Here is a 23034-nt window from a genome sequence, read left to right on the forward strand (position 1 = left end):
TCCATCATCGCAAACATTTGCGTATCCCTAATATGTATTATTGTATACAACGTCCGCTTCATGCTGTCAATAGCCGCGCCCGAGCCACTTTCGCAGCGCGATGCAGCCGCCCTTTTCAAATGTCACCAGCTCGACATCAGTTCCAGCTCCACGGTCAGTTCCCCCGGCTCAATGGCAAACGCCACAAGCCGCAGCGGCGGCGCCGGCTCGCAACGTTCCAGCCAAGCGCGAATCGCTTCGCCGTCCCGCCATGTACCGCGGTAATCAACAAACAAAGCCGTCCGCCCGTCAGACAAGTCCACCGACACGCATACATGGTTTTCCGTTTCCGCATCAGCCTGGGCTTCAAGCAAGCGCAAAAACGCCTCGCACCATTCGCTCAACCGCTCGTCATACGGCGACAAATCGGCTTCGCCGCCCGTAATCTCATACTCGAGCGAAACGGGGCGCGGCTCCCAATTGTACGTCATGATCAGCTCCGCGAAGCGCTCGGCCTTCAAATTCGTCAGCCGCGCCTCTTGCTGCATCTCAACGACAATGCCCTCAATGATTTCTTTGACCCTCTCTACCTTATTGAGCGCCAAATGCCCTTGAATGAGCTGAATTTTGTTCAGCCAGTCATGCCGGGCGTGGCGCAACACTTCAATGACAGTCCATCGCTTCTCCATCCGACGCTCCCCTATCTATCCCGCGCTCCTTAGCCGGCGCGAAGTTCCAGCTCTCCCCGCAAAGGAATCGGTACTGGCTCTTTACTAAGAGCTGTACTTGACTGTTTCCAAACATGCCATACTTCCTTCTGTAAAGAAAAAACAGTAAACCGACCATTTTCATACATGGTGACACGAAAAGAAGTTTCATTTGTCAAGTACACGTTGTGGTGATAAACCTCGGTATTTTTACTATAACATTTTTTGACATCGAGCGGGAGCGCTTTTTCGCTTCAAAAAGAAAAAACCCTAACCGAACGGTTAGAGTTTTTTCGCCTTGCTTACGCTTCTTGGCTGACCGGATAGACGCTGACGCGTTTGCGGTCGCGGCCGAGCCGCTCGAAGCGGACGATGCCGTCGATTTTGGCGTACAGCGTATCATCACCGCCGCGGCCGACGTTCAAGCCCGGATGGACTTTTGTTCCGCGCTGGCGGTACAAAATCGAGCCGCCTGTGACGAATTGGCCGTCAGCGCGCTTGGCGCCAAGGCGTTTCGCGATCGAGTCGCGGCCGTTTTTCGTCGAACCGACCCCTTTTTTCGAGGCAAAAAATTGCAAATCGAGTCGCAGCATGGCAGTCACCTCCTGCTAGATGGATGTCACGCGGATGAATTTCCCGTAGTCGCGTTCGATCGTCTTTAGCGAGACGACCATCGCTTCCAACAATAACTGCACTTTTTCTGCCGCCGCTGCTTCTTCCAGCTTCGGAAGCTCACAGCGAAGATAGCCGCCGTCTTGGCCGAGGGAAACGTGCGGGCTTACGCCAACAAGCGCCTCGATGGCGTTGATCGTGCCGAACGAAACCGCCGAAGCGCCAGCGCAAACGATATCTTGGCCGCGTTCGGCAAACTCGGCGTGCCCGTCCATCGTGAACGCGCGAATGCGGCCGTCCGCTTCCCGTTCAATCGTGACGCGAATCATGTTACGCGTTGATTTTCTCGATGACGACTTTCGTGTACGGCTGACGGTGGCCTTGTTTGCGGCGATAGTTCTTTTTCGCTTTATATTTGAAGACGATGATTTTCTTTTGTCGGCCGTGCTTTTGCACTTTCGCTGTGACCGTTGCGCCTTCGACCGTCGGGTTGCCGATTTTCACCGTTTCCCCGCCGATGAACAGCACTTTGTCAAACGTCACCGTATCGCCTTCATTCGCATCCAATTTTTCGATGTAAACTTCTTGGCCTTCTTCGACTTTCAATTGTTTGCCGCCAGTTTCAATGATTGCGTACATGCCTCGCACCTCCTTCATCGACTCAGACTCGCCAGCGTCAAGGCGGTTCCGTGCCGGAACGCTTCACGACCCGCGCTGAGCGGTTGTAGTGCGGGTGCGTCTTTTTGCGACAGCCGCCCTCTTTTGCCCGTTGACGATGGGGCAAAATGTCTACAACGTTATTTATGGTAGCACAGAAACCGCTGTCCGTCAACCGTGATCTTTTTCGCCCTAGCTAGCAGGCGGCTTCGGCTATGAATAAATGAGAGCGCCAAGCGGGGCATCGGTCTGTTTTTCGGAGAAAAACGCGTGCAGCAGCTCATTCTCATCCAGCGTCGTCCGCTCACGGCCGTTGCGGACGACGACGATGGCGTGCTTTTGGCCGCGATAAAAGCGGTGCAACACGTGCGAAATGCGCTCATCGGCAGGAGCCGTGATCGTCCGCAGCCTTGCGTAGTCGCCTTTTTTTCCATAATATCGCTCCAGCAAAAAACGCATGACGACGTAAGGATGCTGCTTTTGCTCCTGCCAGATGGCATGCGCCAAAAAGGCGGCGATGGTCCACAAATCAAGCTGGCGGGGCGCAACGACGAACAGCAGAACGGCAAAAACGGCCAACAAGACAGCGGAGACGGCCACCATGTGGCGATGGGCGGCGCTGAACGGACGGAAGTAAGCCAACAGCAAAAACAACAACTTTCCGCCATCGAGCGGCCAAATCGGCAGCAAGTTCAGGCCAAGCACGGCCAGATTGTAGCGGAAAAACAACTCCCATCCTTCATCGGCTATCCAGCCGGCCTTCCATAAAAAAAACGCCGCCGCTATGAGCCACAGATGCTGAGCCGGGCCGGCGAGCGTGACGATCCACTCTTCGCGGAACGGCCGGTTCCCGTGTTCTTCCACTTCCGCCACCCCGCCGAACGGCAGCAGCAAAATCCGCTTCACCCGCCACGAGAAAAACACCGCCGCCGCCGCATGGCCAAGCTCATGAACGAGAACGATGAAAAATAGAAGACAAAGCTGCTTAAAATGAGCGGTCAACACCGCCATGCCGGCGATCAGCCAGAAAAGCGGATGAACGTGCAGCTTGCCAAGCAGCTCGATATACTTATTCAAAGGAAATCACCTGGATCGGATCAATAAATTGATCCCCTTGCTTAATGGCAAAGTAAAACAGCCCTTTCTGTCCATCGGTCTTGCTTGCCCCGGCTGTGCCGACCTCCTGTCCCGTTTCCACGAAATCGTACAATTTGACGGCAATGGCGCCCAAATGCCCATACCATGTCTCACTGCCATCGGCGTGCTGAATAATGACCGTTTTTCCGGTCGATTCTTTCACGCCGGCAAAGGTCACAATCCCCTCTTTCATCGCTTCGACTTTCGCCTGCCGCTCCGTTTCGATCATCACTCCTTGACCATTTTTCGCGAAGCTCTCAAGCACGCGGCCGGACGCCGGAACGGCGTACGAGAGCGGCGCCTTCGTCTTCGTTTCCTGTTTCGGCGCAAAAAAGGCGAGCGGCTCGCCAAACGTCTTTTCATACCACGACGAAACAACGGCAAACTGAAATTCCTTCTCCATCGTCCGCGTGACAAACTGGCGCGCCGGCTCCAGCGCAGCGGACGGATGCTTGAACAAAATCGCCGTCACGAGCACGAGTGAGGCGGCGATGAGCGTTTTCAACAAAAACCGCTCTTTCTGAAACACCGGCCGCCCCCCGGATTCAAACGAGTAGCGATCATACGTCACGACCGGCAGCCCGTACCGCTCCTCATCGGCTATGCCCCACTCCGGCTCCTTTCGCCCCCTCGCCCCATACTGGCGTTCTTTCCGCCGCCTCTCGATCCGCTTTTTCATTTCCCGAACGCGTCGGTCCATACGTCCCCCCTCCACCTTTCTCACGGCGTTTGTACTAAATGTATGAGACAACCTGTTGGAATATGAACAAGCATTTTGGTTGAACGAAACCGAAGGCGGCCCGCTCCGCCGCGAGGCAAAAGAAAAAGGGCAAACTCCCGTTGGAATTGCCCGGTGTTTCCCCTATTTCAGGCTAAATATTTTGCGAATCTTGGAAAACAGTCCTTTCTCTTCTTCCTCCAGCGGCGGCAGCGGCACCGACTCGCCGAGAATGCGGCGGGCGATGTTGCGGTAGGCGATCGATGCTTTGCTGTTCGGGTCAAGGACGATCGGCTCGCCGCGGTTGGACGCCTTGATCACGTTTTCATCGTCGGCGATAATGCCGAGCAGTTCGATCGACAGATGCATGACGATTTCATCGACATCGAGCATATCGCCGTTTTTGACCATATGGCTGCGAATGCGGTTGATGATAAGGCGCGGCGGTTTGACATGCTCCTCAGCTTCGAGCAGGCCGATGATGCGGTCGGCATCGCGGACCGCCGACACTTCCGGCGTCGTAACGACGATCGCCTCATCGGCGCCGGCGACAGCGTTGCGGTAGCCTTGTTCAATGCCGGCCGGGCAGTCGATCAGCACATAGTCGTACTCCTGCTTGAGCTGTTCAACGAGCTCCTTCATCTGCTCAGGGGTGACCGCTGATTTGTCGCTCGTTTGTGCCGCCGGCAGCAAATACAAGTGGTTATCGAACCGCTTGTCCTTCACTAGCGCTTTTTGCACTGTGCAGCGTCCTTCGACGACGTCGACGAGGTCATAAATGATGCGGTTCTCAAGCCCAAGCACGACATCGAGATTGCGCAGCCCGATATCGGTGTCCACCAGACACACTCGCTTGCCGAGAATGGCAAGAGCCGTCCCAAGATTCGCGGTCGTCGTCGTCTTGCCGACGCCGCCCTTTCCGGAAGTGATGACGATCGCTTCTCCCACGGTCATACTCTCCTTTCTAAGCGCGTCAAATTCGGCCGCAAATGCATGAGCAGCTGCAGGCGGTCGACAACAATTTGATTTTGTTCATTGATATAAGCGCATTCCATTTCGTTTCTTTCGTCCGTTTTATAATCGGGAGCCCGATTCATGACATCGCCGATGCCAAGCTGCATCGGCTTCATCACGGAAGCGGCGATGACCGCCTCCTTGTTTCCGCCATAGCCGGCGTGGGCGATGCCGCGCAAGGCGCCGAGAATGAAAATATTGCCCCCGGCGATGACCGTTCCGCCAGGGTTCACGTCACCGATCAGCAGCAAATCCCCCTCAACGTGGAGCACTTGCCCGGAGCGGACGATGCGCGAAACGGTCACAATCTCCGCCTTCCGCAGCCATTCCTTCGCTTCCGCTTTTGACACGACATTGCTTTCGATCGACTCGACGACCAAATTTTTGGAACGGCGAATGAGCGCGCGCACCTCCTCCTCCTGCTCAGGCGTCAAATAGCGATTCCCCATGTTCAGATGAACGGAGACAAGCGGGCTGTTGGACGCGATACCGCCGGCTTGGTTGACGAGCCGCTCCTCGATTTCTTTCAATAAATCCTCGTACGAGCAGCGGTCGTCCAGATGCAGCGTCAGCCCATCTTTCGTTCCTTTCATCGTCACGTACTGCTGCTTCTGTTTTGCCACAACGTTCACCCCAACGAATAATTCTACAAGCCGGACCGTTTTTCCTCTTTTTATTCCCCTTGCTCCAGCCGGCGAATTTTGGCCAGCCACCGTTCCAACACGGGCAAACCGATGAGCAGAAAGGCGGTGTTCAACAACAGCGTCGGCCATAGACGGCGCTCCCAGAACACAGCAAACGGCCAGTCCGTCCGCCCGATCAGCAGCTGAATGCCGTACACATAGCTGTCAAGCAGCGCGATGGCGAGCAGCGACAGCAAAAACGACACGAGCCAGTTATGTTGAAGCCATTTCGTTGCTTTGCCCGCCAAATACGCAAGGAGCGTATAGGCAAACGCGTAAACGCCGAGCAGCTCCGTATAAACGCAGTCATACAAAAACCCGAAGATGAACCCGTATCCCATCGCCCGCGTCCCGCCGAAATGCATCGCGGTAAGCAAAAGGAAAATAAGAAAAAACCGAGGAACAAAAAAATAGTGGATGTACCAGTCCCCTTTCGGCCAGACATCAACGGCGATACTTTCACTGACAAAACAGAACACCGCAAGGAAAGGGAGCCGCCACTTGTTCATTTTGCTTCCTCCTCTTCTTGCAGTGCCGCATCGATCGTCCGCTTGACAATGATGACATCATCAATGTCATACAAATTGGCAAACGGTTTGACATAGACGATTTTCGTCAAGCCGTACTGGCCTGGTTTGATTTCCGTTACTTCGCCGATCGGCAGCCCTTTGGGAAACACGCCGCCGAGTCCGGACGTCAACACTTTTTGTTTTTTTTCCACTTTGACGTCGATCGGAATTTCGCCAAGCAGCAGCTCGCGCCGTTTCTCATCATAACCTTCGATCAAGCCAAACACGTTTTCTTCGCCTTGGACATAGGCGGAAATACGGTTGTTTTGGTCAAGCGCGCTTAACAGCTGCACGGTTGAGGTAAACTGCGAGGCGTGCTGCACCTTGCCGACGAGTCCGGCCGGGGTAATGACCGCCATATCTTTTTTCACCCCGTGCTGCGCCCCTTTGTTCACGATGATCGTCTCTCGCCACCGGTCCGGATTGCGTCCGATCACCGTCGCCTGAATCGGAACAAAGTCGCGCAAGCTTTCTTTTTTATCAAGCAAGGCGCGCAGCCGCTCGTTTTCCTGGCGCAGCGCCGCGACTTCCGTCTCCAGCGCTGCATATTCCTCCAGTCTCGCTTTCAGCAACTCGTTTTCCTCGTATGTATGGCGAAGATCGTTGACATTTTCAAGGAAGCCCGCCACAAGCTGTGCAGGCTTCCCGAACAGAAGCTGGACAAAGCCAACCGCGTCTTTGACGAATTGTTCCGGCCATGTCAGCTGCTCACGGCTGCGCAGCGAAAAGCCGATCAACATGACGAGGATGACGATGCTGACAAGCAAAAAAACGAGGCGCTTATTTCCGAAAAACTGTGGCATAGATGAGCACCTTCTTGCCGTCAGCGATGGTCTCTCGCCTTGTTTTTAAACAAGTCGATGTGGTCAAGCGCCTTGCCGGTGCCGATCGCTACGCAATCGAGCGGATTTTCGGCCACAATGACCGGCATGTCCGTTTCCTTGCTGATGACTTTGTCCAAATTGCGCAACAAAGCCCCGCCGCCCGTCAGCACGATGCCGCGGTCCATAATGTCAGCGGCCAGCTCCGGCGGCGTTTTTTCGAGCGTGTTTTTCACCGAGTCAACGATCGCATACACGGTGTCGCGCAGCGCTTCGGCGACTTCTTCGGCGCTGATCTCAATCGTTTTCGGCAGCCCGGTCAATAAGTCGCGGCCGCGAATTTCCATTTTGCCAATGCCTTCCGGATTTCCAGCGGAACCGATTTCCATTTTAATCGCTTCGGCTGTCCGCTCGCCGATCATCAAATTGTACGTTTTGCGAATGTACTGAATGATCGCCTCATCCATTTCATCGCCGGCGATGCGGATCGACTGGCTCGTCACGATGCCGCCGAGCGAAATGACCGCCACTTCGGTCGTTCCGCCGCCGATATCGACCACCATGCTGCCGGTTGGCTCCCACACCGGCAAGTTGGCGCCGATGGCCGCGGCGAACGGCTCTTCAATCGTATACGCATCGCGCGCTCCCGCTTGGCGGGTCGCATCGATGACCGCCCGCTCTTCCACCGCGGTAATGCCGTACGGCACACATACCATGACATAAGGCTTGCTTGCGAACAGCCCTTTCGTTTTGATCGCTTTGCGAATATAGTATTTCATCATCGTCGCCGTCGTCTCATAATCGGCGATGACGCCGTCTTTCATCGGCCGGAGCGCCACGATGTTGCCCGGCGTGCGCCCGATCATGTTTTTCGCCTCATTGCCGACGGCGACGATTTGCTTCGTGTCGCGCTGGATGGCGACAACCGACGGCTCGCGCAGAACAATGCCTTTTCCTTTAACATAAACAAGCGTGTTCGCTGTTCCTAAATCAATCCCAAGGTCTTTCGTTCCAATTCCAAACATATCGTCGATCTTCCTTTCCGAAACGAAATGCATCCTTCTATTAAAAAAATGGGTCGGATGTCAGTCATTTATAACTTGTACAACACCGCCCGAACCGATTCGGGAAAAACTCATAGTTGATATTATACCTGATTCGACAAAAAATGAGAACCGCTAGACATATCCTTTTTCTTTTAAACTGATGAATTTTTGATCGCCGATGATGAGATGATCGAGGAGCTCGATGCCGATGATGCGGCCGCACTCCGCGAGCCGTTTCGTGACATCGATGTCTTCGCGGCTTGGCGTCGGATCGCCGGAAGGATGGTTGTGCACGCAAATGACCGAGGCGGCGGAACGCTTGATCGCCTCTTTAAACACTTCGCGCGGATGGACGATGGAGGCGTTTAAACTGCCGATGAACACCGTTTTGCGGTAGATGACTTGGTTTTTCGTGTTGAGGTAAATAGCAACAAAATGTTCCTGCGATAAAAAACGCATGTCTTCCATCACATACTTCGCTCCATCTTCCGGGCAGCGGATGACATAACGTTCAGCGTATCCGGGCTGATGGATGCGGCGCCCGAGCTCCAACGCCGCCAAAATTTGCGCCGCTTTCGTCGGGCCAATCCCTTTGATGTTGGTCATTTCTTCAGCTGTCGCGTCTTTGAGCAAACGCAACCCTTCGAAATGGCGCAGGAGGCGCTGGGCGAGCTGCACGACCGATTCGTCCTTCGTTCCTGTGCGCAGCAAAATCGCTAACAGTTCATGATCGGATAAGCTTTCCGGTCCGAAAGACAGCAGCCGTTCGCGCGGGCGACTGGCTTTCGGCACATCGCGGATCATCCATGCCATCGTATCTCCCCTTTTTAATGATAGTCAAGCTCCCCGACGAGCGGGGAGAAGCTTTTCGTGGCGCGCGTTGTCCGCCATCGGCCCACGAAGGCGCCCTTTTCGTGACGCGTTTTGTCCGTCATGGATCCACGAAGGCGGCCACTCCCTTGCTGTGACGCGCGTTGTCCACCATAGGCCGCCGAGCAGCCGACCGCAGCGCGGCTGGCCGTTTACACCTCGGAAGGCGGCCAGCCGAGCCGGCGCAGTTCCCGGACCGTGCGCGACAACGGCAAGCCCACGACGGTCAAATAATCGCCTTCGATTCGTTTGACAAACAGGGCGGCGCGGCCTTGGATGCCATACGCCCCCGCCTTGTCCATCGGCTCTCCAGTCGCAATGTAGGCGGCGATGTCCTCGTCCTCCAGCTCCCAAAATGTCACCGCCGTTTTTTCGGCAAACGAGACTATGTCCCCGCCCGGGATGGCGATGGCGACGCCGGTCCATACGTCATGCGTCTTTCCAGACAAAAGGCGCAGCATATGAAACGCTTCTTCGGCCGTGCGCGGCTTTCCTAAAAAACAGCCGTCACACACAACGAGCGTATCAGCGCCGAGCACATACGCCCTAGGCGCGGTCTTCCACACCGCTTCCGCTTTTCGGCGAGCAAGAAGTTGAACGGCTTCGTCAGGGGGCGTTCCGGGAGGGATCGTCTCATCAGCATGGCTTTCTTGGACGTCAAACGGCCAGCCGGCCAGCTCGAGGAGTTGCCTGCGGCGCGGGGAGCGGGAGGCAAGTACGAACCGAGGGGGCATGGGGCACTCTCCTTTCTTCGTTTCGGTTCGGAAGATTCACTTGTATCGTAGCAAATTTTGCTGGAAAAGGCAATGTTCTCTCTAGGAGGCCGGTGATTTCGTGCAAAATACTACTGCTTCTTCACCTATTTCTCAATTAGAGAAACCTCTTAGAAACAGCCTTTCTTTTCTGAATGAAAATGCGATGATTGGTGTGTGACAGCGGTTTTTCACCAGCCTTCTCGTTGTCAGGTGATAAAGACGGGACATGGAGAGGAGAAATTCGATAGTTGCACCGGACGGTATTTTTTCGGTACAGCCACAGAAAAAAACGGGGCCTCTAGCTCCCTAGCGGCACCCATTCGATATAAGCGGCAAGCGCCTCGAGCAACTGTTGCTGAGCCTTGACCAACAGCGCTTCATCGCGTTGCTCTTTGTACGCGGCAAGAGCGACATACGCCTGTTTCAGCGCTTCGATATAGTCCGTGGCTGTTTTGCCGTCATCCATTTTGCTTTTTTCGAACGCATCATACGCAGTTTGCAACGCCTGCCAATCATCCTCGCTGACATTCCGGCCGCTAAGCAAAGCGGCGGAGACTAACGCCATCTGTTTGTACAGAGCCTCCCCCTTTTGGACAACCTCTAAACGGCGCGCGTTTGCATCCGCAGAAAACACCAGTTCTTTGACGTACGTGCTCGACACCGCTTCGCGATAGTTGTTGTTGATCGCCCGCAACGTTTCCTTATCGGCGCCGACGGCGATATAAATAGCGGCCGGTTTTTGCCCGACCACAACAGCCGGCGCGCCCGCCGCTCGGATCGGTTCCGCCGCCCGTTTGGCGGCCGCGACGTTTGAATAAACGCCCGCTTGCATGACCGCGATGGAAAACGGCGCACTGTCTCCCCCTGCGGCGCCTGTTGCTCGTTCGGGTGCCGTCAGCTCCACCATCGCCCTAGCGGCGGGTGACGGCTCTGGTTTGTCTTTCGGAATCATGCGCAGCACTATCATGCCGAAAGCGATCCCAACGAAAGCGGCAAGCGCCGCCGCGATGAGCAATGGCTTGAGAAATGACGGCGTCCGCCGTCTCGGGCGAGTCGCCTTTTTGGATGGAAGCAGCTCAGAAACAGGGCGAACCGCTTCATCGGCTTCAAGGGCGGCCGCCTCCAGCCTGTCGGCAGGGAAAGCAGAACCGATCACCGGGCCATCCCATCGATCGTTTTCTTCCTTAGCTTGTCCACCGGCAGCCGGTCCGTGAACGCGACGTCGAGCCTCGAGCGATTCTGTCATTGGCCTCTGTTCCGACTGGTGACGCTGCGGCTGTGGGGGGGGTTCTTCTGCCTGACGCTCGACGGTAAACGGCCGCGGCTGTCCGTTAATGTTCACCGTAATACTTTGGCGCTGCTTGTCCATCATTTCACCGTCCCTCTTCGCACGTCGGTTTCTTTCGCCTATCTTACCATAAGCGGAAAAAAAAAGAACAAGACATTTGTCGTCTTGTCCCTGCTTCTGCTCTTCATTTTCCGACATCATCGGCCGCGAATCGCTTCCGTTGCCAACGCTTCGACAGGAATCGGCTGCTCGCGGCCCTCATACGTGCAAAGCTGCTTCGTCTCGCCTTTCAAGCAAACGGCGTAATCGATGCCGCCGTCGTCGCGCTTCATCACCAACACGTACGACGGGTTCGCCTCCGGCGCCAGCATACGGCCGGTGAACGGGTCTTTGATCGGTTCCAGCAAATCGTGTTCCACCAGTTCCCGGTAAGATAGCACAGCAGAGGAGCGCGCCGGCAAAAACTCGACCTTTTCCGCCCCGACATACAGCCGCGCCGCCTCGTACAAACTGTACGCATCAGACACAAACGCCCGTTCGCGCGCCTTTTCGATCACCGTCAGCACAGCAACGGCAACGATCGTCGCCATAATGCCGACAATGACGAGCACGGCCAACAATTCGATCAGCGTCATCCCCCGCTTCATCCGAATGAGCATCGGCATTCCCTCCATGGACGATCGGCCGAACTATGGGCGCGTCGCTGGGGCGACTTCGGCCAGCGGATTGTCCTTGCCGCTTGGCGGCGGAACATCATAAATCGGAGCGAGCTTTTTCCATTTCTCAAGCTTTGGCGCATAAAACGCGCGAATCGTCACCGAATAGGTCAACGGCTCGATCTGATCGCTCGTAGACGTCAGCTCCGGCGGACCGGTGAGCGTCAGCCCTTCCACCGCCAAAATGCGGTCGGCATTCTCAAGCACTTCTAAAAACCGTTCGAGCTGGTAATAGGAAGGCGATTGCACCGTCAGCTGGGCGGTGATGGACTGGATGCCGCTCGGCGGGGAAACCGATTGCTTTCCTTCGTTTCCTTCGCTCGTTCCGTTACCGTTTGGCTGCGAAGCGGCTGTGTCTTCATCGGAAAATTGCACGCTCACCAGCCGGCTGTCCGCGAGATATTCGGCTTTTTGAAACAAAAGCAGCAGCTGGTCAGTCAACGGATGGACAGGAACCTTTTTTTGCAGCGCGGCGATCCGTTCCGCCGTTTGCCCCGGCGAAGGAGCCACCGCTTTTTCGAGGGCGGTGAGCACCTGTTTTTCACTTTTTACTGTTATTTCCAACTGCTCCAACTCGGCGTGCCGCGGCATGATGAGCCACACATACCCTATTGCTGACAGCAGCGCCACCGCCAAAACGAGTCCGGCGGCAAGAAGCGGCCATCGGTTCAAGCGGCTGATCATCGTTTCCCCTCCTTGCCGGCTTGGCGAAGCTGCAGTTCATACTGGGCTATATATCTCGGGACGACCTGTTGTTCTCGCTGCTCCTCTTGTTCGCCGCTGACGGTGACGCTGGCGAGCTTGGCGCTTTGCACGAGCGGAAGCGCCTGCAGGCGGTTCAAGTAATACGCCGCCTCTTCCGGCGTGTCAAACTGCACCGTCATCGTCATGCTCGTCTGCCCCGCATACGCCACGTTCATGACAAATCCCCGCTCCGGAAGCTGCTTCGTGAGCGCCCGCAGCAACGGCACCGATTTCAACGGATAGCGCTCCGCCCACTTCACCGCCTTCGCCAGCTCTTGACGCTCTTGCGCTTCGCTTTCCTGTTGACGCTTCGCCTCGAGGACCGCCTGCTCCGCCTTGATCCGCTTCAGCTCCGCCTCCAGCGCCGCCTGCCGCTGATCGGCCCGCTCGATGAACCAATAGAAGAGCGCGGCGACAGCGAAAACAAGCAGCAAACCGATGAGCAAAACGAGACGAACCGGCTGTTTCGTTTCTCTTTGGGGCAATAAATTGATTTCAGCGATCATCGTGGATCCTTCCTTCTTTCAGCGCCAATCCCCAGGCAAGATGAAAACGGTCCGGCAGCGGGTCGAGCGAAGGACGAAGCCGCTCCACCGGGACGTCGACCTGCTCCACCAACGCGGCGAACACATCGTCAAGCCGCGGATGGTCGCCGGCAAGAAACAGACGGGTGATCGACTGCTCGCCTTGCTGAATGGAAAACGAATAAAAGTTCATCATCCGTTCCATTTCCTTATACACATCAATGAACGGGTCGACAAGCCCAGGCGCTGACTCCCCTTGGGACGCTTCGAGCGGCAAGTGGCGCATAAACAGCGGCAAATGGCGGTGAAAGACGCTGAAATTGACAGACGATTCATCGAACTGGACAAGCAAAATATGGTCAGAGGCGGCCGCTTGTCCAACGTGATAAAACGGGCGATAGGCGCAAAGCGGCGACACATCGGCCGCGACCGGACGCAAATCGACGTCTTCCAAGACGGCCGCGTATTCCATCACCGCTTCTTCCGGAGCGGCAAACAATAACACGTTCAGCGCTTCTTCGGTCCGATCCATGATCAAGTAATCAAACACCGGATCCGCAAACGGAAGCGGAATCGATTCCCCGAGCTCCATAAACAAATAGCTGCGGATCTCCTCTTCGGGCAATCGGGGCGGAAGCGGAAGGGTGCGAATCAAAACGAACGGATCGGGAACGACAAAGCGAATGCGCCGCCCGTCCAATTTCCATTCCTCTACGCACTCATCCAAAATCATCGCCAACGCTTCGCCATCGACAATTTTCCCATCGCGGATGATGCCGGGAGGGAGCGCCCGCTCTCCCCATCGCTTCGCTTCAGGAGACGGACCGTGTTTCGCTTCCACATACCGGATCACGTGATCTTTCAGCACGATGTTCGCCTGTTTCGCAGTTCTCCGCCATAACGCCATCGTTCGTCCGCTTCCTTTCTTACCGTCCTTTACATGATCAGCCTCACGTACGCGCGCACGATCGACTCGCCAAAGAAAAACGCCGTCAAGGCGCCGAGCGCGATCGCCGGCGCAAACGGCATCGGCACGCCGCGCCGCACCCGGCCGAACGCCATGCCGACAAGCCCCATCACCGTGCCGTAGCATGTCGCCAAGAAAAAGGCAAGCACCACCATTTTCCACCCGAGCACCAACCCTAGCACCGCAAACAGTTTCACATCTCCGCCCCCCATTCCGCCGTTAGACAGCACGGCGATCAGCCACAAAAGGAAAAAGCCGACCGCCGCGCCAAGAAGCATATCGACCCACGGCAAAAACGGGATCAACAGCCGCTCCCCGGCAAACAAAGCGGCAAACACCGCCAGCACGCGGTCGGGAATGAGCATGTAGCGAAGATCCGAAACGACAATGATGGCCAGCAAGCTGATCAACGTCCACGCCACGATCAACCGCCCGCCCCAGCCGACCCACAGCGGGGCGGCCGTAAACAGCGCGGCCGTCGCTACTTCCATCAGCGGGTAAAGCGGGGAGATGCGCCCCCCGCACCCGTTGCAGCGCCCGCGCTGCACAACGTACGACACAACCGGAATGAGCTCCCTCGCCGACAGCGTCCGCCCGCACGCCGGACAACGCGACCGCGGCCGGACGATCGACTCCCCGACCGGCACCCGCAACCCGACGACGTTGAAGAAGGAGGCGAGGAGCAGTCCTATTAAAGCGATATAAATATATAACCGAACACTGTCTGTCATTACAAGAGCCCCAAATACTTACTCTTCATTAACTTTCCTCGCCATTATTTGTATTATCTGTTGAACCATTGCTTCTTTTATTTTGCAATTCTTCCTCTGAAAGTTCTTCATCATTTAATACATTGTTAGCATCATGATTTTTTAAGACATAAGAGTACTTTCCATTCCCTCCATCATTATTGACCTCAACCTCATAGTCATTATCCCCATCCTTAACATTATCCAAATATGGATCTAATTGGTTTTTGGTTAAAGTAACCGGAAATTGGCTCGGATTGTTAGCTGTCATATAAAGCTTTGCGGCGTTTATAATTTGAATTCCCTCAGCAACTTTAGCATCATCTTTCGATTTGTTGATCAATCCTCCGATCGCTGGAATCGCGATCGCCGCGACGATCCCTAAAATGACGATGACGGCGAGCAGTTCGATGAGCGTCAAGCCGCGCTCATTTTTGAGAAGACGTTTCCACATGGCTTTCCTCTCCCTTTACTAAATTGTTAGAGCGATTTCTCTATTATTCTACAATACGTTACAAAAAATAGGAAGATCTTCTTATAAGAATTCTTATTGAATGTGATTAAAGATATCGTACATTGGAACGATGATCGACGTGACGATCGTTCCGACGACGCCGGCGAGCAGGACGATCATCAGCGGTTCGATGAGCGATTTCAGGCGGTCGGTGCCGGCGTCGACTTCCGCTTCGTAAAAATCAGCGACTTTGCCAAGCATAGCATCGAGCGAACCGGTTTGTTCGCCGATGGCGATCATTTGCGCGACAAGCGGTGGAAACGCCCAATGGCGGCGGAGCGGCTCGGCGAGCGATCGGCCGCGCTCAAGGGCGGCGCGCGCCTCATCGAGCACGGCGGCGATCACTTCGTTTTCGACGACGCGCCCAGAGATGGCAAGCGCCTCTAAAATCGGCACCGAGCTGGAGACAAGCGAGCTGAGCGTGCGCGTCATGCGGGCGAGCGCCGCTTTTTGCAGGAGCTTCCCAAAAATCGGAAGGCGCATGGCCACATAATCCAAGTAATATTTCGTTCGCTTTTGCCGGCGCAAAGCGGCGAACGCCGCGCCAACGCCGATCCCTCCCAGCGCCGCCAACCACCAATAGCGCTGCATAAAAGCGCTCGCTTTCAGCACAAACTTCGTGATCGCCGGCAGTTCGGCATGGAAATTAGCAAACATGTCAACAAACGTCGGCACGACCGAGACGAGCAAAAAAATGACGACCGCCGTGGCGATGATGGCGACGGCCACCGGATAGGCGAGGGCGGAAACGATTTTTTGCCTCGTCCGATGCACTTTTTCAAAATGGTCGGCCAACCGGTCGAGCGTTTCGTCAAGCGTCCCGCTCGCTTCGCCCGCCCGCGCCATATTGACAAACAGCGGCGGAAAAATGCGGGGATGCTTCGCCGCCGCCGCGGACAGCGGATTTCCCTCCCGGAGATGCTGCTCCATGTCGAGCAGCGCGCGCGCCAGCGCCTTGCTTTCCGTTTGCTCCGATAAAATGCGAATCGAATCGACGATCGTCACTCCGGCGCGCACCAAGGTGGCGAATTGGCGCAAAAACACGACGAAATGCTGCAGTTTGACCGGGCGGCCGATGGAAATTTCCTTGTTCCATACCGTCGGCGGCACCTCGGCGATGACCGTCGGGCGAACCCCTTTCTCCCGCAATTTGAGCGCGGCTTCGCGCCGGGAAGCGGCCGCGATCACTCCCGACTTTTTCCTTCCTTGCTGGTCCCGCCCTTCGTACTTAAATTGCGCCATCTTTCTCACGCTCCCCCGCCAAGTACGCTTCAGCTGCCGCCGCATCAACCCGCCCGGCCGCAACCAGTTCCTTGACGCTCATTTCCATCGTCTGCATGCCCACGCTGCGGCTCGTCTGCATAATGTTGATGATTTGGTGTTCCTTCTCGTTGCGGATGAGATTGGCGACCGCCGCATTGTTCAGCAAAATTTCAAGCGCCGCCGTCCGTCCGGTTCGGCTTCGGTTCGGAAACAGGCGCTGGGCCATAATGGCGACAAGCACCGAGGCGAGCTGCAAGCGGATTTGCGCCTGCTGAGCCGAGGGAAAAACGTCAATCATCCGCTCGATCGCCGCCGGGGCGCTGGCTGTATGGAGCGTACCCAACACCAAATGCCCCGTTTCCGCGGCCGTAATGGCGGTTTGAATCGTCTCCAAGTCGCGCATCTCCCCGACTAAAATGACGTCCGGGTCTTGGCGAAGCGCGGCGCGCAGCCCGGAAGCAAAGCTGCCGGTGTCAAATCCGACCTCGCGTTGATCAATGATCGATTTCCCGTGTTTATGTAAATATTCGATCGGATCTTCCAGCGTAATAATATGCTTCGACATCGTTTTGTTTATATAATCGATCATAGCGGCCAACGTCGTCGACTTGCCGCTGCCGGTCGGCCCGGTGACGAGCACAAGCCCGTGCGGTTTTTCCGCGATGCGCTTCAGCACGCTTGGCATGCCAAGCTCCTCCAACGTCGGGATGCGCATCGGGATGAGGCGGACGGCCAAGGAAACACAGGACCGCTGTTTAAACACGTTCAAGCGGAACCGGGACACGCCGGCAATCCCATAGGAAAAATCAAGCTCCCCGGTTTGTTGGAACTGCTGCCAAAGCGCTTCAGGGATGACGGCGCGCGCCATTCCTTCCGTTTCCTCAGGGCGCAGCCGCTCTTGGCCGTAGAGCCTCAGCTCGCCGTTCAGGCGAAAAATCGGCGGCGCTCCGACGGTCAAATGCACGTCGGACGCCCGGTACTCAAACGCCGCGCGCAACAACGCATCCAATTTTTCTTTCATTGCTCTCACCCATCAATGCAAAATCGCCACTTTGAGCACTTCCTCAAGCGTCGTCAATCCTTGCTTCACTTTCAGCAGCCCGTCATCGAGCAGAAAAATCATTTTGTTTTGGATAGCGAGCTCCCGCAGTCTCGAGAACGGTTCATTGTTTAAAATGATGCGGCGCATTTCATCGGTAATGACCAACAGCTCGTGAACAGCGAGCCGGCCGCGGTAGCCGGTCATGTTACAAGTCGGGCAGCCGCGGCCGCGGACCAGCTGCTGAACGTCGATGCCGCGGCGGGCGAAAATGTCCCGTTCCCGCTTCGTCGGCTCATACACTTCTTGGCAATCGCGGCAGACGCGGCGCACTAAGCGCTGAGCTACGACTCCGGCGAGCGAGGTCGCGACTAAAAACGGCTCAATTCCCATATCGATCAACCGGGTGATCGTGCTTAACGCATCGTTCGTATGAAGGGTGCTCAGCACCAAATGACCGGTGAGCGAGGCGCGAATCGCCACTTCGGCGGTTTCGCGGTCGCGAATCTCGCCGACCATGATGATGTTCGGGTCTTGGCGCAAAATTGAACGAAGCCCTTGGGCGAACGTCAAACCGACGTTCGGATTGACTTGAATTTGATTGATGCCTTCAATTTGATACTCGACCGGATCTTCAATCGTAATAATGTTGACCTGCTCGCTGTTTAAATAATTGAGCGCCGCATACAGCGTCGACGATTTTCCCGAGCCGGTCGGGCCCGTAATCAAAATGATGCCGTTGGGCCGCTCGATGAGGCGGATGAAACGGTCCAAATTGACGGCGTTGAACCCGAGCTTATCGATATCGTTCAGCGCCGCGCCCAAGTCAAGAACGCGCATGACGATTTTTTCCCCGTACACGGTCGGCAGCGTCGATACCCGCAGATCAACAGGATGGAAATCGATGTTCATTTTGATCCGCCCGTCTTGAGGGACGCGGTGTTCGGTAATATCCATGTGGGCCAAAATTTTAATCCTCGCCGTCAGCATGCTTTGCATATGCTTCGGCAGCGCCCGCTCGGTGCGGAGAAGGCCGTCGATCCGATAGCGGATGAGCACTTTTGTCTCCTGCGGGTCAATGTGAATATCGCTTGCCCGCTGCTCGACGGCAAGCTGCAAAATTTGGTTCACTAGGCGAACGATCGGGGAATCGTCTTCAGCCGCCTTCCCATCATCGCGCCCCTCGGTCGGCGGAGCCGGAAGCAGGTCATCAAACGACTCGTCCATGTCATAGTACTTATTGATCGCACGCAAAATGTCGTCCTTCGATGCGATCGCGGTTTCGATTTGAAAGCCGGTTGACAAGCGCAGATCATCTATGGCAAAAAAATCGAGCGGATCGGCCATCGCCACTAACAAGCGATCGTCTTCCACTTTGAGGGGCATGATGAGATGGCGGCGGGCCAGCTCTTTCGGCACTAGGTTGGTGGCTTTCGGGTCAATCGGATAGCGGTACAAGCTGACGTGGGGAATGCCAAGCTGGAACTCGAGCGCCTCGATGAGCTGTTGTTCGGTGATATAGCCGCGCTGCAGCAGCGCATCGCCGAGCTTTTGTTTTGGCGCTTTTTCCCGCAGCGCTTCCGCCAGCTGTTCTTCCGTAATTAACCCCGCTTCCACCAACAAGTCGCCGAGACGTTTTCGCTCGCGTTTTTTGTTCATCAGCTTCCCCCGCTTTCCCCGCTTTGTTTCGTATCGGTTGACGGACCTTCATCCACTTGGTCGCCGCCGTCCGTCCGTTGCTCGCTTTCTGACGGCGGCTGCTCTTGGTCGCTTCCTTCATCCTTGTTTTGGTTTCCAGAACCATCTTCCGCTGGCGTCTGTTCTTTCTCTTCCGGCGCGGAGACGGATGATTCCGGAACTTTCAGCCCCCGAACTTCAATCGTGTAGGCCGGCGGATAAAAGTCTTCGCTCACCGTTTCCCGGCGGACAAGTTTGGCGCCGTCACGCACCTCGCGCTCCACTTTTACTAGCAACCCTGGGCGCCCGGTCTGTTTGACTACGGACTGCTCCGGAGCCAGCCGCGAATCATACTGGATGATTTTGCGCGGTGCGATCGATTCCGGTTGGCTCGTGCGCACGATATACTGGTAGGCGAACGGCCAGCCATGAATGAGCGCTTTCACCTGACGGCCGTCATAACGAAGAATGAGCGTATAATCCACCGTATTTGGATTCAACCATTGCAAATCGCGCTGGCGGTCAACCTTGGCTTCAAATCCCGGGGCGATGCCGTCCGGAAGCGTGCTCCCTGCATATCTTTCCATCAGCACAAAATTGGTGGAAAGGACGGCGCGATACACGGCCGATGCCAACGCCTCCACGGCGCGGTCGGACAATCCGCCGCCCGCTTGTTCGATCATGGTGCGCAGCGACACGAGCTGATTGGCGCGGACGACAAGCCGGCGCTCCGGCGCAAGAAAGCGGGAAAGGCTTTCATCATAGATCGGAACGGCCGCTTCGCTCACCACCGTTTTCCCTTTTCCAGAAGCCGGGAGATAGCGGGTCAAATCAAGCGGCTGGCTGGGCGCTGACAGCTGGGAAGCCGCCGCTTCCAAATCTTTCTCCAGCGCCTGAACATCCAAGGCGTCTCGCACCGCCGGCGGCAGAAGGCGGCCGATAACCTCGAGGCAAGCGCTCATATCGGCCAGCGCAAGCAGCGGGACAGAGCGCCCGTTGACAATGTTTTGAATGCTTTCCGCCAAGCGAAAAGTGAAGAGATCGGCCGACAGTTCCGCCTGTTTTTCTTGATAGCGGAGCGGAATCGAAGCCGTCGCCCGCCTGTCGCTCACGCGATCGGCCACCGCCCGCCGGGCTTCCGCCGGCGTCATCCCGGCGAGCGAAATCGGACCGACCGACGTTCCCGGGCGATAGCGGTCTTGGCCGGGGCCGAACGATTCATAAGCCAAAACGCCTAAACGGACAAATGAAAGAAAATAGACCGTGCAGACCGCCATCACGAGAAACAATTTCCCTATGGAAGCCGCTCTCACCCCGAGCTCCCCCTTTTTCATTCGGCTTCAATGTTCATCGAGACGTCGACAATGACGCTAGGGCCGGCTTCCTGCGCTTTGCGCACGTCCTCTTCGCGAAGCACGGTGCCCGCTTGGAATAAAAGTTCGCCGTTCATGTCATAAATGTCTTTGGTCAGCCGTTTTCCCGAAAGAAACGCCACTTGTTTTTCGCGGAGCGATTCCAACGCTTCCACGTTTTCGGCCGTCTCTGTCATGGCCTGCATTTGTTCGGAAATGTCGCTCTCCTCCGTCCCGCTTTCGCCGTCATCCGGCCCGATGAGCTGCGCCGCATCAGAAAGGAGCGCTGTCTGCGCATCGTCAGCGACGATCAGCATCTCTTTTCCGTACGTGAGCACTTGGGCGGACGGCAGCACCGCTTCGCCGCTTTCCAGACGAACGGACACGCCGATAATCTCTCCGGTTTCCTCGTTTAGGAAAAACTCTTGCACCTCGCCAAGAAGTTGCCCCTTGCGCGTAATCGCTTTTGTCTGTTTGATGCGGATTTGTTTGTTGACCAACTGATTGGCGATCGGAATTTCCGATAAATCGATCACATCATGGCCGCTGGCCACCGTGACGGCAAACTCTCCGATCCCGACGATTTTTTTGAACGGGATCGCTTTTAAGCTCACTTGCACGTCTTCCTGCTCGACCGTCAAAAAGTCGACAGAACCTTTATCCGGATTGATGACAAAGTTTTTCACGGTGCCGATTTGTGTCCCATCAGCGATGCTGATGATCGGCAAACCGATGATTTGCGCACTCGCTTTCATTTTCTTCACCTCAACGATCTTCCTAATGTTGCAGCCGTTTCCCGCCAGAGCCTTAGTTCTGCGGCAATGGCCGGGTAAGGCGAAAAGCGCCGCTCGAGTTGATCGAGCCAAGCAGCTAGCGGCTCAGCCCGGCGCTCGAGCACATAATGTTCCAACAACAAGCGGGCGAATACGTAATAGTCGCGGTCAGTGAGGGGAGCCTGCAGGCATTGGTGCAGACACCGCTCATACGCCTCGCTCGTCAACCGGGTGCGGCTCAGCCTCAACTCAGCCGCTGCCAGTTGCGCTTTTTCGGAAACCATTCGCGGCAGGGCCGTCAAAGCCGGTCGTTCTTCTTCAGCGGAACGATCGTCGCCGGCCATCGTCGCTGGCGGAGACGGCTCAGCGGCTGAATGCTCGCTGACAGCGGCCGCTTCAGCAGCGAGCGGCACCGCAGCGCTTCCGCCAGCGAGCGCACCCGCTCCCCCAGCGGCGCAGTCCGCGTCTTGCTCCCCGATCTCTAGAAGGTCATCCGTAGCGCCATCGTCGCCGCCAGCCGCTCCTGCTTTCCGATGCTCTTCGCCGTCATGGCGAACATCACCTAGCAACGCCATCGAATCGAATCGAGCTTCTTCGAAATCCGGGCCGACCTCCTCTCCCCAGCCGTCGATATCCACTTTCAAAAGAAGAGCTTCTTGAGGATCATTTTCCTGCTTCCGAAGCACCGCGGCCTCAAGCTCCGGCGTCACCGCGCCCGGCCATTCGTCAAGCCAATCGGCAACGCGACGCAGCGGTTCAACGGACTCAACGCCCGAAGCCGCGAACTCGGACAGCGGCACGGCCTCTTCGGCCGCCTCTATCCACCCATCCGCTCGCGAAAACGCCGCCGTCTCCTCGGCAGGCCGCAGCGATTCGACGGACTCAACGCCTGAAGCCGCGAACTCGGACAGCGGCGCAGCTTCATCGGCCGCCTCTATCCACCTATCCGCTCGCGAAAACGCCGTCGTCTCCTCGGCAGGCCGCAGCAGTTCGACGGGCTCAACGCCCGAAGCCGCGAACTCGGACAGCGGCACGGCTTCGTCGGCCGCCCCCATCCACCCATCCGCTCGCGAAAACGGCCTCGTCTCCTCGGCAGGCCGCAGCAGTTCAACGGACTCAACGCCCGAAGCCGCGAACTCGGACAGCGGCGCGGCTTCGTCGGCCGCCTCTATCCACCCATCCGCTCGCGAAAACGGCCTCGTCTCCTCGGCAGGCCGCAGCGGTTCGAAGGCGGCTTCGCCCTCTTCCCGGCGCAATATCATCGCTTGTTCCAACGGCTCATCAGCGGGAGAAGCCGGCGCTGCTTCCCCGCTCGATGGCTCAACGGCCTTAAGCGGCTCAAGGAACGGTTCTCCTTCCTCCGCCGCTTCCGCAAACGAATCGATGGGAGAAGACGGAGCTTCCTCCGTTTTCCTCTTCTCTAGTTGGGGAGGCAATCCGTCCGGTTCGGCGGAAAGTCGCGGTTGGTGCAAGTGGGCCGCCGCCAGCGGAGCGGCCGAGAAAACGGAACCGGCGGGCGAACCACCGTGCCCGTTCGCCTCTTTGTCCTTTTCGCCTGGAAAGCTTGTTTCCCGAAAGTCATTGCGCCGGTAGAGAATCGCTCCCAAACGGCGGTCAAGCAAAAGCGAAGCCGCGGCCAACAGCACGAGAACCAACGCGGCCGTCTGCCAAAGCGGAATGACGGAACTCGCGATATCGGCCATAAGGGCGGCGACCAGCGCGACAGCGACCGCCATCAGTCCGCCCAAACGACTAAACCCAAGCGGAAGCAGCCAAATCAACAATAATGCCACGACAAAAGCACCAGCATACATCAGCGCCTCTTTCATCGCGCCCCTCCATTTCTATGACAAAAGGCCT

General features: G+C 56.5%; 26 protein-coding genes and 1 other annotated feature. All 26 genes read right to left on the reverse strand.

The window, feature by feature from the left end; genetic code table 11:
• Positions 1-122: 122 nt before the first annotated feature.
• Positions 123-668 (reverse strand): sporulation initiation phosphotransferase B, encoded by a 546-nt coding sequence (locus tag GC56T2_RS12745; protein WP_033020246.1) that lies wholly within the window; start codon positions 666-668, stop codon positions 123-125.
• A 320-nt stretch (positions 669-988) separates the two neighbouring features.
• Positions 989-1279, reverse strand: a complete 291-nt coding sequence (gene rpmA / locus GC56T2_RS12750; RefSeq protein ID WP_008881065.1) for a 50S ribosomal protein L27 — start codon at positions 1277-1279, stop codon at positions 989-991.
• A 15-nt stretch (positions 1280-1294) separates the two neighbouring features.
• A complete protein-coding gene (locus GC56T2_RS12755) occupies positions 1295-1627 on the reverse strand; it encodes a ribosomal-processing cysteine protease Prp (protein ID WP_033020248.1) in 333 nt (110 codons plus the stop codon).
• Between the two features lies 1 nt (position 1628).
• Positions 1629-1937: a 50S ribosomal protein L21 gene (gene rplU, locus GC56T2_RS12760; RefSeq protein WP_033020249.1), complete on the reverse strand. Its 309-nt coding sequence runs from the start codon at positions 1935-1937 to the stop codon at positions 1629-1631.
• Between the two features lie 14 nt (positions 1938-1951).
• Positions 1952-2032, reverse strand: a sequence feature (ribosomal protein L21 leader region).
• 136 nt (positions 2033-2168) lie between these two features.
• On the reverse strand, positions 2169-3032 hold the full coding sequence (locus GC56T2_RS12765; protein WP_033020250.1) for a M50 family metallopeptidase: 864 nt from the start codon (positions 3030-3032) through the stop codon (positions 2169-2171).
• Positions 3025-3792: a M23 family metallopeptidase gene (locus GC56T2_RS12770; protein ID WP_144975679.1), complete on the reverse strand. Its 768-nt coding sequence runs from the start codon at positions 3790-3792 to the stop codon at positions 3025-3027. The genes GC56T2_RS12765 and GC56T2_RS12770 overlap by 8 nt, the downstream gene beginning before the upstream one ends.
• A 162-nt stretch (positions 3793-3954) precedes the next feature.
• Entirely contained in the window at positions 3955-4758 is an 804-nt protein-coding gene (gene minD / locus GC56T2_RS12775) for a septum site-determining protein MinD (protein ID WP_033020252.1), read from the reverse strand.
• 2 nt (positions 4759-4760) lie between these two features.
• Positions 4761-5417 carry a septum site-determining protein MinC gene (gene minC, locus GC56T2_RS12780; protein ID WP_305040731.1) on the reverse strand — a complete coding sequence of 219 codons (657 nt, stop codon included), beginning with the start codon at positions 5415-5417 and terminating at the stop codon, positions 4761-4763.
• An 80-nt stretch (positions 5418-5497) separates the two neighbouring features.
• Positions 5498-6016, reverse strand: a complete 519-nt coding sequence (mreD, locus tag GC56T2_RS12785; RefSeq protein WP_144975681.1) for a rod shape-determining protein MreD — start codon at positions 6014-6016, stop codon at positions 5498-5500.
• Entirely contained in the window at positions 6013-6879 is an 867-nt protein-coding gene (gene mreC, locus GC56T2_RS12790; protein ID WP_144975682.1) for a rod shape-determining protein MreC, read from the reverse strand. The genes mreD and mreC overlap by 4 nt, the downstream gene beginning before the upstream one ends.
• Positions 6880-6899: 20 nt before the next feature.
• Positions 6900-7922, reverse strand: coding sequence for a rod shape-determining protein (locus tag GC56T2_RS12795; RefSeq protein ID WP_033020258.1), 1023 nt, complete (start codon positions 7920-7922; stop codon positions 6900-6902).
• Between the two features lie 153 nt (positions 7923-8075).
• Positions 8076-8756 (reverse strand): RadC family protein, encoded by a 681-nt coding sequence (radC, locus tag GC56T2_RS12800; RefSeq protein ID WP_033020260.1) that lies wholly within the window; start codon positions 8754-8756, stop codon positions 8076-8078.
• A gap of 209 nt (positions 8757-8965) precedes the next feature.
• The gene (locus GC56T2_RS12805) at positions 8966-9547 is read right to left on the reverse strand and encodes a Maf family protein (protein WP_144975683.1); all 582 of its coding nucleotides are present in this window, start codon (positions 9545-9547) and stop codon (positions 8966-8968) included.
• Positions 9548-9866: 319 nt separating this feature from the next.
• Positions 9867-10940: a stage II sporulation protein D gene (locus GC56T2_RS12810; protein WP_255516085.1), complete on the reverse strand. Its 1074-nt coding sequence runs from the start codon at positions 10938-10940 to the stop codon at positions 9867-9869.
• A 113-nt stretch (positions 10941-11053) separates the two neighbouring features.
• Positions 11054-11515 (reverse strand): type II secretion system protein, encoded by a 462-nt coding sequence (locus GC56T2_RS12815; protein WP_144975684.1) that lies wholly within the window; start codon positions 11513-11515, stop codon positions 11054-11056.
• A 30-nt stretch (positions 11516-11545) separates the two neighbouring features.
• Positions 11546-12256: a pilus assembly protein PilO gene (locus GC56T2_RS12820; RefSeq protein ID WP_144975685.1), complete on the reverse strand. Its 711-nt coding sequence runs from the start codon at positions 12254-12256 to the stop codon at positions 11546-11548.
• Positions 12253-12822, reverse strand: a complete 570-nt coding sequence (locus GC56T2_RS12825; RefSeq protein ID WP_033844224.1) for a PilN domain-containing protein — start codon at positions 12820-12822, stop codon at positions 12253-12255. Before GC56T2_RS12825 ends, GC56T2_RS12820 begins: the two co-directional genes overlap by 4 nt.
• The gene (pilM, locus tag GC56T2_RS12830; RefSeq protein WP_144975687.1) at positions 12812-13747 is read right to left on the reverse strand and encodes a type IV pilus biogenesis protein PilM; all 936 of its coding nucleotides are present in this window, start codon (positions 13745-13747) and stop codon (positions 12812-12814) included. Before pilM ends, GC56T2_RS12825 begins: the two co-directional genes overlap by 11 nt.
• 29 nt (positions 13748-13776) lie before the next feature.
• Complete coding sequence (locus GC56T2_RS12835) at positions 13777-14538, reverse strand: prepilin peptidase (RefSeq protein WP_144975689.1); 762 nt, start codon at positions 14536-14538, stop codon at positions 13777-13779.
• Positions 14539-14566: 28 nt separating this feature from the next.
• Complete coding sequence (locus GC56T2_RS12840) at positions 14567-15010, reverse strand: type II secretion system protein (RefSeq protein WP_144975691.1); 444 nt, start codon at positions 15008-15010, stop codon at positions 14567-14569.
• A gap of 93 nt (positions 15011-15103) precedes the next feature.
• Positions 15104-16312 (reverse strand): type II secretion system F family protein, encoded by a 1209-nt coding sequence (locus tag GC56T2_RS12845; protein ID WP_144975693.1) that lies wholly within the window; start codon positions 16310-16312, stop codon positions 15104-15106.
• On the reverse strand, positions 16299-17354 hold the full coding sequence (locus GC56T2_RS12850) for a type IV pilus twitching motility protein PilT (protein WP_144975695.1): 1056 nt from the start codon (positions 17352-17354) through the stop codon (positions 16299-16301). Before GC56T2_RS12850 ends, GC56T2_RS12845 begins: the two co-directional genes overlap by 14 nt.
• Before the next feature lie 12 nt (positions 17355-17366).
• Positions 17367-19031 carry a GspE/PulE family protein gene (locus GC56T2_RS12855; protein ID WP_033844230.1) on the reverse strand — a complete coding sequence of 555 codons (1665 nt, stop codon included), beginning with the start codon at positions 19029-19031 and terminating at the stop codon, positions 17367-17369.
• Positions 19031-20362 carry a G5 domain-containing protein gene (locus GC56T2_RS12860; protein ID WP_255516086.1) on the reverse strand — a complete coding sequence of 444 codons (1332 nt, stop codon included), beginning with the start codon at positions 20360-20362 and terminating at the stop codon, positions 19031-19033. The genes GC56T2_RS12855 and GC56T2_RS12860 overlap by 1 nt, the downstream gene beginning before the upstream one ends.
• Before the next feature lie 17 nt (positions 20363-20379).
• Positions 20380-21156, reverse strand: a complete 777-nt coding sequence (locus GC56T2_RS12865) for a PRC-barrel domain-containing protein (protein WP_144977338.1) — start codon at positions 21154-21156, stop codon at positions 20380-20382.
• Between the two features lie 5 nt (positions 21157-21161).
• Positions 21162-23003 (reverse strand): hypothetical protein, encoded by a 1842-nt coding sequence (locus GC56T2_RS12870; RefSeq protein ID WP_144975697.1) that lies wholly within the window; start codon positions 23001-23003, stop codon positions 21162-21164.
• Positions 23004-23034 lie beyond the last annotated feature (31 nt).

Origin of the sequence: Geobacillus sp. C56-T2 (genome assembly GCF_007829715.1) — a bacterium.
Lineage (GTDB): Bacteria > Bacillota > Bacilli > Bacillales > Anoxybacillaceae > Geobacillus > Geobacillus icigianus.